Annotated in this window: 18 protein-coding genes and 1 pseudogene; 3 read left to right on the forward strand and 16 right to left on the reverse strand. The window is 36.4% G+C overall.

What is annotated here, in order from left to right; genetic code table 11:
- The first annotated feature begins 77 nt into the window (after window positions 1-77).
- A complete protein-coding gene (locus tag AC07WY_RS06200; RefSeq protein ID WP_494735970.1) occupies window positions 78-896 on the forward strand; it encodes a sulfite exporter TauE/SafE family protein in 819 nt (272 codons plus the stop codon).
- A 130-nt stretch (window positions 897-1,026) separates the two neighbouring features.
- On the opposite strand, the gene AC07WY_RS06205 is transcribed toward AC07WY_RS06200, so the two are convergent.
- Genes AC07WY_RS06205 through AC07WY_RS06215 form a run of 3 tightly spaced genes read right to left on the reverse strand, consistent with a single transcriptional unit; the run spans window position 1,027 to window position 2,846 of the window.
- Complete coding sequence (locus AC07WY_RS06205; protein ID WP_494735971.1) at window positions 1,027-1,863, reverse strand: class I SAM-dependent methyltransferase; 837 nt, start codon at window positions 1,861-1,863, stop codon at window positions 1,027-1,029.
- A gap of 15 nt (window positions 1,864-1,878) precedes the next feature.
- Window positions 1,879-2,346 (reverse strand): helix-turn-helix domain-containing protein, encoded by a 468-nt coding sequence (locus tag AC07WY_RS06210; protein WP_494735972.1) that lies wholly within the window; start codon window positions 2,344-2,346, stop codon window positions 1,879-1,881.
- Window positions 2,277-2,846, reverse strand: a complete 570-nt coding sequence (locus tag AC07WY_RS06215; protein WP_494735973.1) for a hypothetical protein — start codon at window positions 2,844-2,846, stop codon at window positions 2,277-2,279. The genes AC07WY_RS06210 and AC07WY_RS06215 overlap by 70 nt, the downstream gene beginning before the upstream one ends.
- A 172-nt stretch (window positions 2,847-3,018) precedes the next feature.
- Here AC07WY_RS06215 and AC07WY_RS06220 point away from each other — a divergent pair, with 172 nt between their 5' ends.
- Entirely contained in the window at window positions 3,019-4,092 is a 1,074-nt protein-coding gene (locus AC07WY_RS06220) for a class I SAM-dependent methyltransferase (protein WP_494735974.1), read from the forward strand.
- Window positions 4,093-4,520: 428 nt separating this feature from the next.
- Here AC07WY_RS06220 and AC07WY_RS06225 read toward each other — a convergent pair whose 3' ends face one another.
- The 13 genes and pseudogenes from AC07WY_RS06225 to AC07WY_RS06285 all read right to left on the reverse strand — a co-directional run bounded on the left by AC07WY_RS06225 (window position 4,521) and on the right by AC07WY_RS06285 (window position 20,223).
- The gene (locus tag AC07WY_RS06225) at window positions 4,521-6,368 is read right to left on the reverse strand and encodes an esterase/lipase family protein (protein WP_262086288.1); all 1,848 of its coding nucleotides are present in this window, start codon (window positions 6,366-6,368) and stop codon (window positions 4,521-4,523) included.
- A gap of 3 nt (window positions 6,369-6,371) precedes the next feature.
- Complete coding sequence (locus tag AC07WY_RS06230; protein ID WP_419336708.1) at window positions 6,372-7,295, reverse strand: T6SS immunity protein Tli4 family protein; 924 nt, start codon at window positions 7,293-7,295, stop codon at window positions 6,372-6,374.
- A gap of 89 nt (window positions 7,296-7,384) precedes the next feature.
- Window positions 7,385-10,117 carry a type VI secretion system Vgr family protein gene (locus tag AC07WY_RS06235; RefSeq protein ID WP_494735975.1) on the reverse strand — a complete coding sequence of 911 codons (2,733 nt, stop codon included), beginning with the start codon at window positions 10,115-10,117 and terminating at the stop codon, window positions 7,385-7,387.
- Window positions 10,118-10,180: 63 nt separating this feature from the next.
- Complete coding sequence (locus AC07WY_RS06240) at window positions 10,181-11,431, reverse strand: hypothetical protein (protein ID WP_494735976.1); 1,251 nt, start codon at window positions 11,429-11,431, stop codon at window positions 10,181-10,183.
- A 550-nt stretch (window positions 11,432-11,981) separates the two neighbouring features.
- Window positions 11,982-14,582, reverse strand: a complete 2,601-nt coding sequence (locus tag AC07WY_RS06245) for a TonB-dependent hemoglobin/transferrin/lactoferrin family receptor (protein ID WP_419336711.1) — start codon at window positions 14,580-14,582, stop codon at window positions 11,982-11,984.
- A 189-nt stretch (window positions 14,583-14,771) separates the two neighbouring features.
- Window positions 14,772-15,353, reverse strand: coding sequence for a fimbrial protein (locus AC07WY_RS06250; protein WP_494735977.1), 582 nt, complete (start codon window positions 15,351-15,353; stop codon window positions 14,772-14,774).
- Window positions 15,354-16,007: 654 nt separating this feature from the next.
- Complete coding sequence (locus AC07WY_RS06255; protein ID WP_494735978.1) at window positions 16,008-16,391, reverse strand: hypothetical protein; 384 nt, start codon at window positions 16,389-16,391, stop codon at window positions 16,008-16,010.
- A 2-nt stretch (window positions 16,392-16,393) separates the two neighbouring features.
- Window positions 16,394-16,708 carry a type II toxin-antitoxin system Phd/YefM family antitoxin gene (locus tag AC07WY_RS06260; protein WP_494735979.1) on the reverse strand — a complete coding sequence of 105 codons (315 nt, stop codon included), beginning with the start codon at window positions 16,706-16,708 and terminating at the stop codon, window positions 16,394-16,396.
- A gap of 72 nt (window positions 16,709-16,780) precedes the next feature.
- Window positions 16,781-16,873, reverse strand: a pseudogene (locus AC07WY_RS06265) (fimbrial protein); the annotation flags it as partial.
- Between the two features lie 88 nt (window positions 16,874-16,961).
- The gene (locus AC07WY_RS06270) at window positions 16,962-17,558 is read right to left on the reverse strand and encodes a fimbrial protein (protein ID WP_494735980.1); all 597 of its coding nucleotides are present in this window, start codon (window positions 17,556-17,558) and stop codon (window positions 16,962-16,964) included.
- An 87-nt stretch (window positions 17,559-17,645) separates the two neighbouring features.
- The gene (locus tag AC07WY_RS06275) at window positions 17,646-18,257 is read right to left on the reverse strand and encodes a fimbrial protein (RefSeq protein ID WP_262086295.1); all 612 of its coding nucleotides are present in this window, start codon (window positions 18,255-18,257) and stop codon (window positions 17,646-17,648) included.
- Between the two features lie 444 nt (window positions 18,258-18,701).
- Window positions 18,702-19,685 (reverse strand): FecR family protein, encoded by a 984-nt coding sequence (locus AC07WY_RS06280; protein WP_494735981.1) that lies wholly within the window; start codon window positions 19,683-19,685, stop codon window positions 18,702-18,704.
- On the reverse strand, window positions 19,675-20,223 hold the full coding sequence (locus AC07WY_RS06285; protein ID WP_262086297.1) for a sigma-70 family RNA polymerase sigma factor: 549 nt from the start codon (window positions 20,221-20,223) through the stop codon (window positions 19,675-19,677). Before AC07WY_RS06285 ends, AC07WY_RS06280 begins: the two co-directional genes overlap by 11 nt.
- A 168-nt stretch (window positions 20,224-20,391) precedes the next feature.
- Here AC07WY_RS06285 and AC07WY_RS06290 point away from each other — a divergent pair, with 168 nt between their 5' ends.
- On the forward strand, window positions 20,392-21,006 hold the full coding sequence (locus AC07WY_RS06290) for a biliverdin-producing heme oxygenase (RefSeq protein ID WP_494735982.1): 615 nt from the start codon (window positions 20,392-20,394) through the stop codon (window positions 21,004-21,006).
- The last annotated feature ends 80 nt before the right edge of the window (window positions 21,007-21,086 follow it).

Genomic DNA, 21,086 nt, shown 5'->3' on the forward strand with positions numbered 1-21,086 from the left:
AATTAAATGCGGAATATAACAAATTTTACCGATCGAGAAATCCTTAAACTGGTATTTATTTTCAAAGATCTCTGTGTATGGAACTCTATCTTATTTTATTGGTTGCAGGATTTGTCAGTGGCATACTCACCATATTATTTGGTTTTGCCGGTGGCTTTGTTGTTGTTCCTTTGGTTTATTCGACAATTTGTATGCAATATCCAATTCATTCTACCGCCTATGATTTAGCGTTTAAAAGTGCAGTTGCCACCTCATTATTGTTGATGGTGATCAACTCTGGATTGGCAACTTATCAGCAATATAAACAGCGAAAAATACACAAACAATACCTCTTCCCAATCGCATATTGGATAGGCACTGGCGCAATTTTAGGCACTCTACTCGCCCTAAATATTTCATCACACCTATTAAAATGGGCTTTTGCGCTCTATTTGTGTATAACAATTTTAGATTGTATGATTCGTCAATTTAAACAGCCCCACTCAAATCCTCAATCCGTAAGATTACTCACCAAAACAGAACAAGGCCTAGGCGGCATCTTTATCGGCGGAATTGCATCAGCATTGGGTGTCGGAGGCAGTGTAATGACTGTCCCCCTGTTCCGGCGCTGTGGTTTGGATATGTCTTCAGCCGTTGCCCTTGCCAACCCTTTGAGTATGCCGGTTGCGATTGCAGGTTGTATCACCTTGATCATTGGGCAAATTATCCAACCACAACATCTAGGCTCGCATTTTATTGGCTATTTTTACTCCCCTGCTTTAATTGCATTGATTATAGGCGGCTTTTTAGGTATGAAATTGGCAATACAATGGACCGGAAAATTATCTAATCAAATGCATGAACGAGGTTATATCCTATTACTCACCCTGGTTTTGATCAGTATTTTATTTCAATAACGGGGACTGGTGACTTAAAGACTTGGAGCTTATCTGTTAACAATCCAACTAAAAACCAAGCCATATATCGTTTAACGTTAATATTTTTAAATTTTATATATGGCTCAATCAAGTAACATTTAAAAAAACGCTAGCTAATTTTAAACATGACAATACGTGAAGAAGTTTTGAGTTTTGGCACAATTGACATTAGTGTCGTTAACATTAGCCCCATTCGACGCCAGCCATTAAATTGATTAAACAAATAAGTCCGCACATGTTTAAGTTTGGGATGCCATGTTTCAATGTCTTTTTCATCATCCAAGCCAAACTTAAATGTGGCTTTGGTTTTACTCACAGTATCGTGTAAAGCAGACTTAGTACTCATCCAAGCATTGAGCATGTCAAAATGAATTTCAGCATCTGAAAACCGCTCGGCTAAAGCGGTTAACACCTGTTGATTTTGAGCTTGATTGAAGTACATCAATACCCCTTCGATCACAAACATAAAATGACCATTGGGATGCGTTTCTTTTAATTGATCCATCCATGTGGTCGATAACATTGAACTTGCAATAAAGTGTTCATTTTTATGCGCAGGTATCAGTTGCTGACGTTGTTCAATCACTTCTGCAATATCCAATTGATAAAACTCAGCATGTTCAGCACTTTTACCGATACGTTGTATACGGCTATCTAAACCACAGCCTACAAATACAATAATCGGCTGATGATTAAGATAATGATGAAGCTGAATAAAGTCTTTAACCTTCTGATCAAAATGTGTTGAACGCAATGCAACTCCAACCGACGTGGCTTTCTTGTTTTTATATTTTGAAAAATCATAATCAATTTTTTCCACCAACTCACAGGCTGTTTGATCATTGATTAAGGGATTTTTTTTCTGCGTTTCAACGGATTTGGCATATAAGGTAATCAGTAGCGTGTCTGCAATCTCATCTTGCAAGTTAAGCAATATTTTTTTCATTACGCATTCCTCATGTCATTTAGATTTATTTTTTGCAAATAATGCTTTGGGTGATTTGCCATAAAAACGAGTAAACGCAACTGTAAAATTATTGGGATATTGATAGCCCACCTGCCACGCCACTTGAGCCACGTGTAAACCTGACTCAAGTAAGCTATGGGCTTTTCTCATCCTCAACTGCAATAAATATTCAGTCGGATTGACCCCATACAGCTTGGTAAAACAGGCTTTGAATTTATATACATTCATACCGATCACACTGGCGATATACTGCATCGTCAATGCTTGATCTAATTGATTGATCATTAAAGCTTTGGCTTTTTCCAAATTTTGCACATCCTGCATACTCAAGTTTGCAGATGAGACTGCTGATTCATCAGGCGCAATGAACGGCAACTGTTCTGATAACAAACTCAGTGCATGAATATGTTGTTGTAAGCGATGTTGTGGTTGGTTGTTGCGCTGTACGAGTGAATGTGCCAATGTGCAAGCATGGACTTACTGGTCCTTGAAACAGGCTGAAAAGCGATTGGGTTGATATGGTTTGGGAGAAATAATGCCTTGAGCTGTTGTGAGCTTAGATATTTACTCAAAAATTCCGAAGTCATAATCAAGCGAAGCTGAGAAACCGTCTGTTGTTTTTGATAGTGACGTATTCCTTCAATGGATGGAAAAGTGTTAATACTGATATGCTCCGCTTTAAAACTGAGCTGCTCTGCATTCTTACTCTGATATTTTGAGCACCCTTGTAATCCAACCGTCAATACCATCACGGGGTTTGGGTGTGTTGCTTGGGTTTCTTCTTCTAATGCATATTGAGGGCAATAATGTAATTGGTTAATCAGCAAGCCAGCTTCAATCTGTAAAGTGTCTGCATAGCAATAACCAAAATCTTCAGGCAAGCCAATACATTGTTGCCGTGAAGAGATCTCTTGAACCGAACGCGCTACATCAATCCGTACACGATGATGTAATTGTGTCATCACTCAATACTCCATCTAGCTGAAAACATCACTTTGCATAGTATTTTCTATAATTCGCATATTATAAATAATAATCATTCTCATTTATTGGGTCATCATATCGTATCTTTGGATCGAATGTCTAGACTGAATGTTCTCGGCATTCCATATGCAATTTTAAAAGGTGATTTTAATGAATCTTTCTCTAAATCAGGCTGTACACATACTGACTCAACCTCATCCTTTACATTCCATTTGGCAAATTTACCTGTCACAAATTCAGGCACAAGCCTTAGATTTTTCAATTGAAAAAAAACTCTTTGCATCATTATTTCAATTTGAAGATGCCACGGTATTGGCAGATAAACATGCTTTGCATCCGCAAAATACCGATTATCTATTACAGCTCTTGGCCAGTTTACAACTGTTAGACACCCAGTTTGACCCAACCAGACAGGCTATGCTTTATCGTATTAAACCAGCACTTAAAGACTACTTTGATCCGATATCAGATCAGTATTGCGCTGATGCTCTGTTATATCGCCAACAAGTGATTCAGTCTGTTGCTGGTCAACTTTCTGTATCTTTCTCTCGTGATTTCCAAGCCCAATCTCAAACACCAGAAACAATCGGATCTGCTTGGGCACAAGCGGCTCAAATACAAATTGCCCAAGAACAAAACGCTGTTACAGTTCACATTGCAGATGTGCTTTCTGACGTAGTCCGTGAATTTAAAACAGCAAGACATTTTCTTGATATCGGTGCTGGCGCTGGACGGATCGCAATGCATTTGGCTGAAAAGTTTACTCAACTTGAATGTACCCTTTTAGAGCTTCCGCATGTCATCGAGGCAATTCGTCCCACTTTAGCAAACCATCCAGCACACCAACGCTTACATTGTTTAGCTGCTGACTTGCAAAGCTTAGACTTTCAAACTTTAAAACCTCAACCTCAACCTCAATACGACATTATTTGGTGTTCTTCTGTACTACATTTTGTTGGTGACTATGCTTTAATTTTACAAAGACTGCTTACAGCTCTATCACCCAATGGTGTATTGATTTGTTGTCATGCAGAAATTGCCCCATCTCAATATGATGCAGGCATTCAAAGCTATTATCTCAATATGCGTATGCAAGGCAATTACGTTCCACAAAAGGACGATATTTATCGCAGCTTAAAACAACTGGGTTGTCAGCACATTGAAACGATCGAGAATGTGCAATTTCCTATTGCCCCAGTTGATGTGCTGATTGCGCGGAAATAGGTTATGAATAAGCAGGAATCGTTATGGCAATTTGCCTTTTTGGCTGGATAATTTTTTACTGGTAGCTCTATACAGTAATTTAATTTTAGGCAAGGTTCACTATTGTTCTAACTTTATCCTTGCCTTTCACTCTTAAGTTATCAATGATTTCTAAATGAGGTTTTAAGCATGAGCGACCCCATGAGATTTTAAATAATACTCTGCACCACGAATGTTTTGATGATGAGTTTGGGGTTGATTTATCTCATTTGGCGTACCGAAAACTCTAGGCAGTCAACTTGGAAAAGCTTTCTGCCCTTTGATATTAGTACCTATAAATTCTTCGAACCATAGATTCACATCCCACTAAAAACAATGGGGACATAAGTAAAAATATTTGCAAAGATAATAGATGGTATTGAATTTTTGATTTCATGTTTAGATGCCTTTTATGCAAGTTCAGTTTCATAATTTTGTGAAGATCCAGAGTTTTCTTTCTTGGTGGTGTTAAGCAAAACCTTAGCAATACAATACAAAGTATTTTGTTGAACATCGATATGGTTATAGCTATCTGCATGAGAATAACCATTTATAGCAAATGTTTGTTTTAACTTGACACCTTTACGCTCCCTTGTTACATCTTTGGCAGATTCACTACAAACAGTTCCATCGCCATTAGATGTAGGTTTAACGGCAATATTAAAGCAAATTTTTTTACTAAAATTACCATTTATATCATTCTTGCCATCACTAATATAACGCTTACCATCCTTACTAAATAACCACTTATAATTTTTGTTAACTGGTGGCTTGGTTGAATTTTTCCCTTCAGCTATAGGTGTGAAATGTTTTTTACCCTCAGGAATCGGGTCATTTGTACCATTGAATAATAAAAGATCATTTTCACTATTTACATTCATTCGAGTCTCAGAAGTCCATGTCACCTCACTAAATGCTTTGAAGTTTTCATCATTTCCATAATGAGCATAACAATTTTCGTGATAAGAATCTGAAATAACCTCATGGAAACGCTTGACTTTCAAAATATTATCTTCATAAAAAGAAAAAACATCTGATTTATTCTCAATTGCCATTCTTTCTCCTAGCATATTAGCTGGATCAAGCCCATCTTCATTGATCATTCGCCACCAAACATCACGGTTCATGTAAATTTCATTATACGGATCGGTGGTTTTTGGTACATTTGCCAAAATAGTATTACCAACTAAATTTTGCGTTTTCATTCTCAACCATTCAGTTCCACCTTGATCGTTTCTAAAATTACCAAAAGGCAATAATTCTAGCGCACCGGGAGCATTCCCAAGAACAGACATCAATCGTGCTGAGTTATGGCCAAAAATTAAAGCACTAATTGAGTCGATTATGCTTCCTGTAGTAGCTTTACCATCCCATCCATTTGATAGACGTTGATAAACCGCTGGAGCACCTGAAGCAGGCATAACACCATGAACTACACCAAGAATATCTGAATTGATTTCTTTTTGAATCAGAGAGCGTGTTACAAGCCCCCCCATACTATGAGTAACAATGATGAATTTCTTAAATTCGGCACAAGGATATTCTTTCATTGCTTGTGGTTTGACTTTATTAATTAATCTTTTTTGAACATCAATAGCGGAATCCTCATTAGATTGGAGCCAATTATATCCAAGCGCAAAAACAGGAAATGCATAATCTGCCAGCTCACTATGCATTTCTCTAGATAGCAATTCTAAATTTGAATCGGAACCCCATTTTTTACTTAAATTAGCACCTTTTGTATTATCAGCTTCTTCACCAACCTGTGTGAATAATTTCCATTCTTCCCCCCCTTGAAAAAGTTTTTTATCACCTTTTGACTCAACTAGAGACTGGTTTAGATGGTTTTCAAGATACATTAATATCTTTCCATAACCAGTCCACCAAACTGTGCCCCAACCTCTAAGTCTGGCTTTTTCTTCAGTGAATCCAGGTAAAAGCTTTTTTTTAATATTTATGTCACCATTATTACTTACACTTGTTTCGAGAGGATCTAGTTGTTCTTGTCTTGCCTTTGCTGTTCTAAAAATACCATAAATTAAGGCGCCAACAGCACTTAATCCATTTGGTGGAAACCACACTTCATCACCGTTGTTGTGAATAATATTCGAACCCATAATTCCGGGAATAAAAATAACGGGGCAAACATATTTGGGACCTTTAGTAACTGAGCATAATGTAGGTGTCGTACTTGGTGTAGTATTTGAAGTAAATTTGATTTCACCTTCAGATTTATAAGCATTATGTTCAAATGACATAAATTACTCCTGAAATTTTTTAATAGAATTTAATGTATAATCATATAGCTTCAAAGCGTCCTTCTCAGAAAGGCTAGAAGTTTTAGTAATTCTGTCGTTATAAGCTGAATCAAGCAAGAATAGGATTGTCGGATCATTAGAATTTTTAGCAGTACCTGTATGTTCCCACGTTGCATCAATCCCACTTTTACCTTTCATAGGTGCTTCAACAACCAGTTCAACCCCTTTTAATGGGTTTGAAGTGTTGTTTTGATTTTTTTCTCCTTTACGAATTGATTTAAAACTCGATAGAAAAGATTGTAAGACACCTTGTTTCTCTAACTTGCTGGTTACTGAACTGATAATATTTTGCTCAGCTTTATATGTAGCCTCTACAGTGAACGCCAAACGTAGAGAAGGGAAATTGTTATATTGAAAGGAAATTATCTGTCTGCTAAATCTATATTTATCACCATTGTCTTTAATAAAGCCATTTAATATACACACGCCTTTTTCTATTGGAATGGTATTATTATTACGAGCTGTTAAATTAGTCACAACATTATTGATCGACTCAAAACTTTCATCTTTGTAAGCTTCTGAATAGCTACCTTTAATTTTGAATAAAATACCTTTGTCTAAGACAAATGCAATCACATGTGTTAAGCCTTTATTTGTGCTTTTATCTATATCCCCCCAGATAATTTTAGTAAGCTTTTGTTTTGATTCTTTAGGGGTTTCTGTTTCTTTGATAATTACGCTATTACCAACAGTATATTCTTTTTGGGTTACTTGAATTGAATTAAGAAAATCAATGTAAGTTGCCAATTCACTTTCAATCACAAATGAATCATATTTATCAGTAACACCAATAATTTCATGGTTTTTCGGTATTTCAAAAGAATATCGACCTGTACACCATTGTTGCTTTTTATCTAAAGAATTCATGTTACCCTCGATAGTACTAGTGGCATTGCTCCAACAAGAAATACAAATAGTACTGACAAAAATTAATGATTTTAAAAATATATTTATCATTAGTTATCCAAAATTTCTAAAACCGCTTTCCCCATTGATAGCATCGTAACTTTCTGCGTTTTTCCTTCAGCATCAGTCACACCTGTAATGGTTTTTCCATCCTCAGTAGTGATTTTATATTTGGTATTGGGTTGTTCTAATCCAGCTCTATTTCGAATTACAAACTGTTCATCATAATCCATTTGAAGTTGTGGCATTGCTGCTAAGTCTGTGCTTAACGTACTACCAGACATAGTTTGAATTTGCCCAGCTTTTAAAGACATTGTCCCAGGGCAAACAATATCTATATTGCCGCCCTCAATTTTGATATAACCACCACCTGCTGCAAATAGAATGCCTTTGCCACTCTCAACTTTAACAAAATCATTGATTGCATATATATGCATTAACTCTTGTGAAGCAATTTTCATTGTGTCCGCTTGTGCTTCTATTTCTACAGAACCTTGCCCAGCTTTAATTTTAATACCTGCTGCTTTAGCAAAGAGTGAAATTTTATCAAGTACATTGGCAAAGAAACCTCTACCTGAAAAAATTTGGACATTACGCTCAGAACTAATATCTATATTTTCTTTAGCTTGTGCAACAATACCTTTATCTGCGTCAAGGATAATTGAATCTTTAGCATCAATTGCAATAAAAGGTGTTTTATCTGACTCATTCCAATATGGAAGTTCATTTTTTAGAGATTCTTGAAGTTCTAATTCAGGTTCGGTTGTTTGGTGTCCTTTTGCTGCATCTTTTATTGCTGAATTTGTACCTAAAAATTTCTCAATATTCTGTTGTAAATTAGTTCGATCAAGTTGATTTCCACTGGCGTTAGTATCTATTTCCGTTGTGATCAAAATCCCTTTAGGCGCACGTATACTCCCCCACTGATCCGTCCTTAACTCAAACCCTTCACCACGACCGTCACTCTCAGCCCTTTCTTTAGGATGACTTAAATTCCCTAAATTTAACTGACTCGCACCATGGCTGGATTGTAGCTGTGTACTGAGTTGCCCAGTTGTATCGTCAAATCTAAGCTGCCCAAAGCCTTCCCCTGAAACCTCTTTTGATCGAATACCACTCAGTTTTTTAGTATCAGGTAATTGTCCTTTTATATCAAACTTGGTTGGATTCCGTTGTGCTTCATGGATTCGACCAGTTACGAATGGGCGATCTATATTTCCGTCAAAAAAATCAATCACCACAATTTCATCTTTACGCGGTAAGAAACGTGCACCATAACCCTCACCAGCCCAAGGGGTAAGTACATCAACCCAAGCCGAGTCTGTATCATTATCATTTGAACCTGCACCGCCATCATGACTATGGTCATCTGTACGTGTGAACAGGAAACGAACTTTGATACGTCCCCATTCGTCTACATGAATTTCTTCACCGTCCGTAGTGACTTTTGCTCGTTGTACATGGGCTACAGGTCGGTGTTCTAACGGATCGTATTCGGGCACTACAGCAATACTTCGACGCACGACCATCAATTCATTGGCTTGGCGTTCTTGCTCACTGTCTTTACTATTGTCCCAATGACTCAGCGTAAGCAACTTTTCTAGTTGATCTTTCATGTCTTTCGGGAGGTTATTCCGATTGTAATAGCGTTTATTGAGTATTAAGAACTCTCTCTCATTCAAACTATGATTTTTCTCAAGTTCAGGATGATCTACAAGTTGAAACCAATACCCGACTTGGGTATCTCGTACACTACTTTGTACTGTAAAGTATTTGGATTGTAAGGCCTGATATTGGTTCAGTTGCTTGTTAATCTTTTCTAATTGGCTATTGCCTGATTTTGTTGCCTGATCTTCACCTTTGAGATCACCGATCCATGCAGGGGAGATGGTCCATGCTTGTTCTAGGCTCAGACTTTCATTGTCTCTATTTGAACTGTGTTTATGAGTACTGAGTACTGATCCACTGGCATCTTCTTGACTTAAACTATCAGCTTGCCAACGCTGTAAGTGGATGGCTGTAGGCTGTAAGCTTCGTTGTGCGATAAAGCTGGTGATGCTGTCATACTGCTCTGTTGCATTCGACCTATGATAGCGTATGCTTCGGCGTTCAATTGCTTTAAATTGATTGTTATCATCAATTACTCTAAGCTTTTGTGGTTCAATGCTTTCGTTGCTACTTGAAACGATATATTTAGACTCATCAATCAACCAATTGATTGATTCTTCACGCATTAATCTAGTTAAATATGCATAGTCGCTTTCGTTCGACTGCATTGAGAATGGACGGATATCATAAGACTTAGTTAGACCACTAGTATCTAATTTTAGGCTTGAAGCAAATAGAGCACTTTTAGACTGCCATTCTTTGAAAATTACTTCAATAATTTCAACAACATTCTTATTCATAAACACACGACTATTGCGTCGTTTATGCCATAAACTTGTTGGGTCTTGCATCGTCAATCGATATAGACTCAAGGCTCCGTCAGATTGTCCCTGTGAAGCACCAGTAATAATGCCAGTCGTTCTAAATAACTTTCCTGAATCAGTTACCTGATCAATAGCGACTTGGCAACCAATGAATTGTTTTAACTCTATGAATGGGTTCGTTGATAGGCAGATCAGTTCTGCGGATAATCCTTCATTGATGCCATGAAAGCCATCAATGCGTTGCAACATAATTTGAGAATTGAGCTGTGAATTTGAAAATTGTGCATTGATGGCACGTTTTTGTGTTCCGAAGCCTAACTTATCTAAAATACCAAAAATATTATTTAACATTGTTATTTATAACCTTATTATTAATAGGGAAATATTAGCAGAATAGATATTTATGCTCAAATACTATTCGTTTTCATTTTGTTTCAATTCGATTAAAAGCTTTTTGTAGGATTTTACTACATGCGGACCAATATTATATTCTTCTTGTAGCTTCTCAATACTGAGGGTTTCTAAATCATGCCGATGATCAAGTACCCATTCATTTTTTTGATCCTGTTTAGTGATACCTAAAAAATTTCTTAAAATCATTCTGTTTTTAACAATGTACTTTTCACTTCGATCTAGTATTTTGGCAATTTCAGGTATCGTTAGATGCAGAGAGAGCAAAACTTCCTGGTTATCTAATCGCCATGCTTGAACCACATCATTATGATGAGGGATATTGAGTAGCTTTTTAAGTGCACCACGTTTTCTATAGACTTGGCTTGGTTCAATATTTAATTTTTTTGCGGCTTCTTCTTTACTAAGTGTTAAATCAAGAAGAATATTGTGATTTGCGAATAACCAAGTTTGATTTTGGTCTTTCACTTTTGGCATTTTTAAAATTTCTCGTAATTTCGCTCTGGCTCTTCGGATTTGCCCTTCCGTTTTTTGAAAGTGTACAGCCAATTCTGCAATAGATTTACTATGATTTAATAATTGATCTTGGTGATCAAGTAACCATTGATGTTGAATTTGTTTACTATTTTTAAATTCATCAGAGAAATTTAATTCACCCAATTCATCTCGTATACGGTTGTAAGCTTTTTTGGCAATATAAAGACTAATATTATATTCAATGGCAATTTCCTGTACTGAAAGATGTAACATTTTTAGTTTATTTTCAACAAACCATCTTTCACGTAATTCATCAGATGGATTTTTTCTAATTTTTTCCCCGATTGGTATTTCAATAAGTTTTGATAACCATTCCTTATGCCGATAGACCTGATTCCGATTTAAACCATACTTACTCTTTAACGTTTCAAAACTGTCATGTAATAATTCATCTTGATGCTCTAAAAGCCATTGAACATTGCGATAGATAACTTTGTTTTGAATGTTAAGCCTCCGTCTGAATTTAGCAACAATACCATTACTTAAACCAAGTTGTTGCATAGTCTCAGTAATCGAATGTATTTTAATAAATTCTGCAATTTCAGGTGTTAAGATAAATGAAAATGTACCACCTATGCCATCTCTTGGCGTTAAGGCATAGGGCCATCCCTGATAAATCATAATCCCTGTTGAAGATTTTTGTTCTTCATAAACATCCCAGTCTTCACCATCCTCGTCTTTAATCGTTTTTATTTTAAAATATTTGTATTTTCCCATTTGTTACTTTGATTTATCCTCATTATCGTTGAACTTACTTGTTTGAGCCTTATTTGTATAACAGATTATTAGTAATTTCAACCAAGCAAATAATTTCATCAGATGAAAACTTTTTGAAAACCAATCGCACTTTATCTCAGCCTATCCCATTGAAGCCCAATATTATTTAAAAAGATTGCTAATAGTCGTAGTGGTACGTTGGGAACAGGAATAGGCGGTACATTAATATGCAAAATCATCACTGCTTCATCTTACATCAAGCGTTTATACATATTTTGTGTACGCGATGCCGCTCTTTTCGTAGGGGATGCCAAATCTTGCGCTAAGAACAAAGCAGTGCTTTGTTCTTGCTCATGTTGAGCGAGGGGTACGCATTATACCCCTGCATTTTCACAAATAATGGGCGACATCCTTGTCGCCATGCGATAGCTACTCCGTCTATGATTAAATAATGTAAAAAGCCTTTTAATTTATAGGAAGTAAATGTGTATAAACCTAATCCTTAAATCAAATTGACTTCTCGCTATGTCGAATATTGAACATAAACGCATTAAAATTTCTGCGAAATACTCACCTTATAATCTCGACCTGTACCTGTCATATACTCACCCAAATACATTTTGTAATCACGATTAAATAAATTATCAATCGAGAAATTCAGCGTCGGCCCTTTTGCACCAATTGGCTGCCAGTCGGCATAAACGCTATGTAGTGAATAGCCTTTAGTTTTGGGTAATGAAAATGAAGATGCCGCGATCGACTTATCATTATCTGAAAGGCTTCGATCTTGCTCAGCAACAAATATCCCTCTCCACCCCATAGTTAAATGATGTTCAGGCACATTTACCCCTAAAGTCGCTGTGGCTTTTTTCGGCGGAATATTGGTCATCCATGTTTTTTGATCAAACCACGGATTTACAGGGGAATTATCACGTTGCCCGCGAATATAGGAATAGGTTAAACCCGCAAACCAAGTCGGCTGATTATAGAAAGCTTCGACTTCATAGGCTTTGATGGTGTAATCAGTCACATTACGATAAAAACCATGATCATAATTGCCTTTACAGTCGGCTATACTGCCTTTTCCTGTATTGGCATTGTTTTCTGCTTGTGCTTTACAAAATGTTGAGCGATTACGAAATATCTCATCACCCCCGCGATTATGATGATAAGTTAAACGTACTTGCAGATGGTCTTCATCACTAAACACATCGTCAAAATTCATCTCATTTCCGACACGAATCGCCAACATTTTTTCAGGCAGTAAATAACGACTGGTCGAGGGAACAGAGGTTGCTGCAGATTGCACATAATATTGTTCATCTACACGAGGTGCACGCCATGTTTTACTGACATTTGCAAACCATGTCATATAGTCGGCCTGTTTCCAAGACATTGCCAAACGTGGCGACCATCCCGTATAGGTTTTACTGGAATAATCATGCCCTGCTGCTGGATCATTAAATCGTGATGCACGATTTGGCTTGCCGTTATTTTCAATATGATCATAACGGAGCGATGGGGTAATGACGAAATTGTTAATCTGATACTGATCTTCAATAAATGCACTCAGCATTTGTTGATCGCCAGCAGGCATATAGTTCGGTTCATAATAACCAAAATTATAATCTGGCTTTTTGGCATTGTTTTTGTCATAAATCAGCGAGTTTTGTTCCATTTTCTGGTATTGCGCGCCAACCTTTAATTTATGCGTACCCAGTTTTGTTTCAAAATCACTGATATTACTCATTTTTAATGCTGTATTGGTATAGGTTACCCAGCTTTCATTGCCTAACAGTGCCGCTGAACCCGTTACACTTGGCAAGCGTAGATCATGCTGATAGGTTTTGGAGTAAGATGCGACAGCTTTTAAGTTTAGATATGGGTTAGCATCAGGATTGAATTCATAACTTGCAGAATAACTGGTATCTTCCTGATCACGGTCGACCAAACGGCGTTTCCAAGCCTCATCATAACCATATTTGGCAATATCAGCTTCAGTCGGCACTGCATCTTGATCACGCATGGCTGCAAAAGGTTCCCAACCTTCATGCCCACTGCGCATGGCGTTTAAAGAAATTTTGTGGCCATCGGCAGGATAAAAATTCAGTTTGGCTAAATAGGTTTCTTGCTCTTGCCCAGAATATAAAAACTCAGTTCCATCAGGACGCTTTACATTTCCACTGTCTCGGTTGGTATAGTAAAACAAACCATCGACCAGCCCATTGTCAGCTTTACCATATACAGCGCCAGTATAGGTATTTTGGCTGTTGTTGGAAAAACGTGAATATTTTAAGAATGCGCCAATATTTTTACCATCATCTAGTAAATCAGTGGCATCTTTAGTTTCTAGTGTGACCTTACCACCAAAACCACCATTTCCGACTTCAACGTTATGGGGCCCTTTATCCACAGTGATTTTCTTTAAAATCTCAGGTTCAATAAAGACTGAACCTTGTCTATATTTATCAAAGGTTTTAACTGAATCATCCAAGGTGATTGGCACATCGGCGACCCCACCCATACCGAGAATATTAATCGTTTGCCCTCCCGGACGTGGCGATCCTGCTGAACCTACACTGGGCATATGATCGAGCAATTGCGCTACATTATTGGCCTGATAACGATCAATCGCTTTTTGATTGAGTACGCTCTGACCAAATTGTATGGTGTCTTTTTTTACTGCTTCGACCACAATCGGGGTCATTTGATAAATTTGGTTTTCAGCATTTGTGGTTGATGTTGCTGTTTTTCCTGTTGCTGTTTTTTCCGTTGCAATGTTTGCTGTATTGACTACAGGCATTTGTGTAGCAACAGGCTTTTCAATAAGTAGATAGCCTGCTGAAGTTTTTTGAATCTGAAATGGGGTATTCTGCACCAATAATGCAAAAGCCTGATCTAGGCGATACTTACCCTTAAGCGTCTTTACCCGATAACGATTGGTTTTTGCTGGATCGAGTAACAACGATACATTGGCTTGCTGTGCCAAGCTATTTAATGCTTGAGTCAATGAACCACTTTGCACTTGATAAAAGCCAACAGGTGAAGTGTTATTGGCATGCGTTTGGATACTGATTGCACTCATAGACAGTGCGATTGCAACAGCCATTGCAACTGGCTTTATTGCATTCTGATATAAAGATTGAGACATTCTCTAATCACCCAAGGTTAAATGATAATCATTAACTTCATTCAGTTAAAATAATCTGTGTTTTCATGTGTTCTAAGTTATATGACGAAGCAGAAACGAAAAAACCGCAATAAATTGCAGTTTTTTTAAATATTAATTTTCTAAAGTATTAGCAAACCTAAGCATCCCCACTAAAACCAACAGACAAAATTAATTATAGTGCAATGTATAATTTATAGTTGCAGTGAAATTTTGAGGATCGACAATTCCTGTTTTAGAAGCATATTGTATCTGGTAATATATATAGCGATTATAATTAACTGGACTTCTCGCTTGGACTCCCCACGGTGCTGTAAGATCTACAATTTCAGCAGTATAAGCAGTTAAAAGCCGAATAAAAACAGGATTTTTAGTAGGAGCACCTATAGCTTTATTGACCAACAGACTCTTATCATCTGCATCCAAGTCAGCTGGTGAAATAGCACTTAAATGTACCCCTTGCAAAGCTTTACTTGTTGCTGCATCACAGTCACCTGTACCCTCAGCATTTGTTAAGAACATAGAAAAGTATGCGGGCGCTGGATTTGTAGGCTTAAACTTTGATTTGGACACAGCGGGCAAGCTAATTGTTAGATCTTTCAAGCCCGTTATAAAACCACCGCGACTTTCTAAGGTACATGTTTGATCCGTCACCACACCATTGACTCTAATTGTGCCATCTACAGCAAACACGCTGCTACATGCCAAAGTTAAAACCAAAGCATTCAATGTCGCTAAAGTCAGTTTATTCATTGAATCCCCCTTCATAAAGTTTTAATAAATGCGATAATTTAACGATACTGTTATTCACATTACGGGACATTGTAATTTCAACGAAAATAGATAGATCTAAATATATAAACGCTGTTGTTGTTCACTTTAAAACTCTGCTTATTTCAAGCTGGAGTCTATTTTAATAGATGTTTTTATTTTAAATTTCCGCCAATTTAAAATAAAACTTCATGCTGACAAAAATATCCGCATATCACAATATTTTTAAGTTTACTTTTTATCATTAAAATACATTACAAAAAATCATACATATATTTTAATTATTAAAATTCAATATCTTAAACAAAATAATCAATCAAAAATAAAATTAAATTAAAGTTTTAAACAGTATTTTCAACATATAAAATTTGATAAATCCAACTAAAATTGTTTCTAAAATATAGCCATTTAATCCAACTAAAATAATCTGCTTTATTATTTTGCAGTGATATAAATTATTTGATTGTCCAGATTTTTAATTTTAAATAGATATTGGTCTATCAACAAATGTAGGTTTTGATCTAAATCCTGTTCAATATAAATAACAGTACTGATTTTATAATATTTTTATAAATTTACTTTTATAGAATGCTATTCAATGATGCAATAAAAACAGCACTAGTGCGGTTTTTATTGCTAAGGGTTTTCTTTAGCATTGGCTTTATTGTATGCTTCCAAACGCTTTTTGTATGTTTGAATGAACTTAGCCAATTCTTCAATATCAGTGAAACTTAACTGACCAATATATTTTCCGTTTTTTAATATTTCTCGAAAATCAAAGCTCATTGTGCTACTAATATCGATATAGGATGCCTTTTTTAAACCCGCCTGTCTCCAATCTCGAATCGGATAGTATTGCAACTTTATAAAATCTGATTTGTCCTCGTACTGACTTGTAATCGAATCTAAAAGCACAACAGTTAAATTAGTTTTTCCAATTTCAACCGTATATCGTTCTTTACCTTTAAGCGGGTCTAAATCAAATCTAACGAAAATCCGATAGATATCACCAACAGTCATGCTTATTGCCCTTCTGCTTCCTCAAACACACCATTTACGTTTAAACGCATATGTTTGATTGGACGACCAGTTAACTCAGCAATATCAAAAAGATCACCAATCATTTGTTGTCCTAACATTTCACGTCTAGCAGCTTCAACGATTTCTTGCATGTTTTGAAACTCTTCAAAACTCAGTACAACAGCTTCGGGCTTATTGTTCGTGCAAACGAAAACTGGTTTATGGTTTTCTTTGACACTTTGAACAATTTTACTCCATGATTTACGAACATCGGTCGCAGAAACAGTCGCACCATTAATAAAAGTGAGTACATTCATATCTAAGACCTCATACTATATGTTAAATATTATATCATATATGACATAAGATGTGACCAATCATTAAGCCCAATCTACTATAATGGTTCCATCTACTGCAAATACATTTGTGCATGTCAAAGTTAAAGCCAAAGTACTCAATGTAGCTAAAATCAGTTTCTTCATTAAATTCCCCTCATAAAACTTTATATTTTTTAAGTTTCTCAATCTTCAGCAAACGCACCATTCTTCACTTAAGCCAACACACAAAAAATTAGTTATACATTATTGTATAATTTACAGTTGCTTGCACATTTTGAGCATCGACAATTCCTGTTTTGGAAAAATAATTTGCGACGTAAGTCACGTAGCCTTCTTCGTAAATTGGACTTTTTGCCTGAGTTCCCCAAGGCGCGGAAAGATCCACTACGGTGTTATTGGTTTTATCTTCTGTTCCAATTCGAACAAAAACAGGATTTGTTTTAGAAACATTTGCTGCTTTGTTGACCAATAAAGTCTTATCGTTCGCATCCAAATCAGTTGGTAAAATTGCACTGAGATGTATCCCTTTAAAGGCTTTACTTGTTGCTGCATCACAGGGGCCTGTACCTGTAGCATTTCTTAATCTCATGGGAATGTATACTCCTAATAAAGGAAAATTCGTAGGATCCGTAAACATTGATTTAGGCATAGCGCGCAAGTTAGTTGTTATATCTTTTAAGCCCGTTGCATGATAACTATAACCTTCTAATATACATGTGCCATCAGTAATAACACCATTCACTGTAATGGTTCCATCTGTAGCAAATACACTACTACTTGCCAAAGTGAAAGCCAAAGCACTCAATGTCGCTAAAGTCAGTTTCTTCATTGAATTAACTCCATAAAGTTTTAATTATTTTTAACTTGCTCAATCATCAGCTAACCTATGATTCCCTGCTAAAACCAACACAAAAATTTAATTATAGTGGATGGTATAATTGACAGTTGCCGTGTAATTCTGAGCATCGACAATCCCAGTCTTAGAAGACACTCCTACCCCATAAACTAGGTACGTTTCATTATTACTACCTCTAAAAACTTGACCTTTCACCTGCCCCTCCCAAGGTGCAGAAAGATCTACTGGCACATAAATAGCAGCAGGTGCAGTTAAAATTTGAATAAAAACAGGATTTTCCTTAGAAGCACCACTGGCTTGATTCACTAATAAAGTTTTATCGGCTGTATCCAAGTGATCTGGCGAAATCGCACTGAGATGAATCCCTTTAAAGGCTTTACTTGTTGCAGCATCACAGTTAGCTGTACCCGTAGCATTTCTTAGATACAGATTAAAGCTTTCGATCCATACCCATTGATTTGGAATAAACCTTGATTTAGGCAGAGCAGGGATATTAACTGTTATATCTTTAAGACCATTGGTCGCATTCCCCCCAATAGGACTTGCTAGCAATACACAGGTCTGATCCGTCACAGCGCCATTAACAGTAATGGTTCCATCTAGCGCAAATACATTTGTGCATGACAAAGTTAAAGCCAAAGTACTCAATGTTGCTAAAGTCAGTTTCTTCATTGAATCCCCCCCTTTATAAAGTTTGAATCAAAACATGCGATAAATATAATCTTATTCACATTATAGGAACAAAAATCCCAATATAAATAAACGCAATTAAATATAGTTAAACTATGTTTATGCTTATTTTAATCCTATGCTGATTTAAAAATTTAGCCATTCACTATTTATTTTAAATATCCGACAATTTAAAATAAAATACCATCCTTACAAAAATACATCTATATCACAATAGCTTCTAAGTTGACTTTTTATCATACAAGTACATTACATAAAATCATGTATAAATTTTATTATAAAAATTCAATATCATAAATAAATCAAATGGTAAATTTTAAGTCATTATTTTAGTTTTAAACAGTATTTTCAACATATAAAAATGTGACTAAACATAAATAAACCACATTTAACAAGATATTCACCCCATCCAAAATAACATTTTTGTTATTTTGAAGTAATATAAATCACATGATCGCCAAGCTTATTTATTTTAATTGGATATTGAGTTACCAACAAACGGAGCGTTTGATCTAAATCCTGCTTCGCATTAATCACACCACTGACTTTATAATCTTTTAAAGCTGAGTGATTAAATATCAAATATTGATGATGATAACGCCCTAAGTTTGTGAGTAAATCAGGCAAAGGAAGTTGATCTGCCAATATCTGATGTTTATCCCAAGCAAACTGAGTGGAAGCAATATCCAACTCAGAAATCTGGCTTAAACCACGTGAGTCAGCGCTAATTTTTTCGCCTTGCTTGACTACTTTGACTTGAGAATTTTTAGCCAAAGAACGGGTTTCAACCTTTGAATGCAACATATTCAGCACACTGCTATTGGGGTACTGATAAACAATAAATCGTGTACCGAGCGCTTTAAAATCCGCTTGGGCTGTATGAACGATCAGAGGTCGTTTTGGGTCTTTGGCAACATCAATATAAATGTCCCCTTGGACTAGATTGATTTGTCTTTTTTCAGCGGTGAAATCAAGTTTAATGGCAGATTTTGCAGCTAAAGTCACTTTGGAACCATCTTCCAAGGTGATCGAATGCATTTGCCCAACCTCAGTTTTATAATCAGCCATGTAGTAAGACATCATTGTTGAATTCGCAGCGAAATAAACAACACCACCGATACTCACACAAAACAGCAAGACTTTGCTAAACAATTGTAAAATATGTTTTTTACTTTGCTGGCTGACTTTTATTGAGTTGCGAATGTTTTGGCTGGATATGCCATGCGTTGTCGAAAACTGTTGCATCGTTTCAGAAAAATTAAACATCTGATCAAGTTGATCATGATGTTCAGGATATTTGCTTCGCCATGCTTCAAACTCAATCTGCGCTTGTTGACGTTCATGCAAATCGTCAGTATTTAAACGAACAATCCATAAAGCCATTTCTTGCTGTAGCTGTTTAGCGTTCATCTAGTCCTAGCTCAAGCAAATTGTTTTTCGCCTCATAACATAACTGTAAACATTCGGCTAAATAGAGCTGTGTCGTGCGTAATGATTTACCAATCTCAGTGGCAATTTCACTCTGACTATAGCCTTCAAAGTAATACATGATAAAGGCTTTTCGAGTCAGTGCCGTTGTATCCTGCAACGCGATGGTGAGAAAATCTAAAATAAGTACGGCCTCTTCAATTTGATTTGAAGTGACTAAAAGATCTTGATCATCTGCATACTGTTTGAGTGTTTCTAAATAATTTTGCTCTAAAATATAACGACGATGCTTATCAATGAGCAGATGTTTTGCAACATTGACCAGATATGCACGTGGTTCCTGAATAGAAAAGAGCTGTTTGGTTTGCAGCAATTTAACAAAAGTATCTTGAACCAGATCTGCGGCAGTAAAAGGATATCTGACACGCGAGTTAAGCCACTGTTTCAACCAATCATGGTGATCCAAATACATCTCTTGCAGGATTTGTTGCCGCGATGGTGTGGGGAGAATTGGAATCATAAAATTAAATTAAAAATTCTAAACAATAATAATTATCGTTTACATTTTGTGATTTGTAAATGCTATTCCTAAAGAACTTTTTGTAGGCTCAGTTGCGGTTTTTATCTAGTTCATTCGTCATCTCTCATATAAACCATTTTTTCATAGACTTTTTAATCAGAGAATTACATGAATCAAGCACTGATCACAGAACCCAATGCCAATGTGCAACAAGAACTCAGTTTAGCCATGCGTCTCAAATTACAAACCGCAGATGAGCATGAAAGAATGCATACACTGATGGCAAAGGCAGACGTATTTTCTAATTTAGAAAAATATGCCTTATTCACCCTGTCTCAGTATTATTTTCAATTGGAAATCGAATATTTATTTCAACAAGATCAAGTGGCTTTACATATTACCGACCTTGATATTCGTGGTCGTTCTGGACAAGCACTGTTAGATCTACAAGATTTAGGCATTCAACCTCAAGGCCAAACGTTAGAAAGCTTAAATGTGACTTTCCCTGCTGCTTTAGGCTGGATTTACGTTTCAGAAGGATCAACTTTGGGCGCAGCATTTTTATTTAAACAAGCGCAGCAACGTTTAGGCTTAAGTGCTGAGAATGGTGCGCGCAATTTGGCAGCTTACCCTGAAGGTCGAGCAAAGGTTTGGAAACGATTTGTGCAAGCTTTAGATCAAGCCCAACTCAGCCCTAGCCAGAAAGATGAAGTTATTCAAGGTGCGCTTGATGCATTTAATTATTTTGGTCATGCGTTAATCAATTTGGAACAGCTTAAGTAATTCTATTACAGCGAAAAGTTTTAATTCATTTGTATAAGCAATAGATCTTTCATAAAGCAAAAAATGATCATATGGCGTAA

It is taken from the genome of Acinetobacter sp. GW821-FHT01C12 (assembly GCF_059422625.1).

Bases quoted from the DNA above. Each gene is read 5' to 3' on its own strand.
- AC07WY_RS06275 (WP_262086295.1), bottom strand. From the start codon at position 18,257: ATGAAGAAACTGACTTTAGCAACATTGAGTACTTTGGCTTTAACTTTG.
- AC07WY_RS06290 (WP_494735982.1), top strand. From the start codon at position 20,392: ATGAATCAAGCACTGATCACAGAACCCAATGCCAATGTGCAACAAGAA.
- AC07WY_RS06260 (WP_494735979.1), bottom strand. From the start codon at position 16,708: ATGAATGTACTCACTTTTATTAATGGTGCGACTGTTTCTGCGACCGAT.
- AC07WY_RS06225 (WP_262086288.1), bottom strand. From the start codon at position 6,368: ATGTCATTTGAACATAATGCTTATAAATCTGAAGGTGAAATCAAATTT.
- AC07WY_RS06235 (WP_494735975.1), bottom strand. From the start codon at position 10,117: ATGTTAAATAATATTTTTGGTATTTTAGATAAGTTAGGCTTCGGAACA.
- AC07WY_RS06250 (WP_494735977.1), bottom strand. From the start codon at position 15,353: ATGAATAAACTGACTTTAGCGACATTGAATGCTTTGGTTTTAACTTTG.
- AC07WY_RS06215 (WP_494735973.1), bottom strand. From the start codon at position 2,846: ATGACACAATTACATCATCGTGTACGGATTGATGTAGCGCGTTCGGTT.
- AC07WY_RS06200 (WP_494735970.1), top strand. From the start codon at position 78: ATGGAACTCTATCTTATTTTATTGGTTGCAGGATTTGTCAGTGGCATA.
- AC07WY_RS06270 (WP_494735980.1), bottom strand. From the start codon at position 17,558: ATGAAGAAACTGACTTTAGCGACATTGAGTGCTTTGGCTTTCACTTTG.
- AC07WY_RS06205 (WP_494735971.1), bottom strand. From the start codon at position 1,863: ATGAAAAAAATATTGCTTAACTTGCAAGATGAGATTGCAGACACGCTA.
- AC07WY_RS06285 (WP_262086297.1), bottom strand. From the start codon at position 20,223: ATGATTCCAATTCTCCCCACACCATCGCGGCAACAAATCCTGCAAGAG.
- AC07WY_RS06255 (WP_494735978.1), bottom strand. From the start codon at position 16,391: ATGACTGTTGGTGATATCTATCGGATTTTCGTTAGATTTGATTTAGAC.
- AC07WY_RS06230 (WP_419336708.1), bottom strand. From the start codon at position 7,295: ATGAATTCTTTAGATAAAAAGCAACAATGGTGTACAGGTCGATATTCT.
- AC07WY_RS06280 (WP_494735981.1), bottom strand. From the start codon at position 19,685: ATGAACGCTAAACAGCTACAGCAAGAAATGGCTTTATGGATTGTTCGT.
- AC07WY_RS06220 (WP_494735974.1), top strand. From the start codon at position 3,019: ATGAATCTTTCTCTAAATCAGGCTGTACACATACTGACTCAACCTCAT.
- AC07WY_RS06245 (WP_419336711.1), bottom strand. From the start codon at position 14,582: ATGTCTCAATCTTTATATCAGAATGCAATAAAGCCAGTTGCAATGGCT.
- AC07WY_RS06240 (WP_494735976.1), bottom strand. From the start codon at position 11,431: ATGGGAAAATACAAATATTTTAAAATAAAAACGATTAAAGACGAGGAT.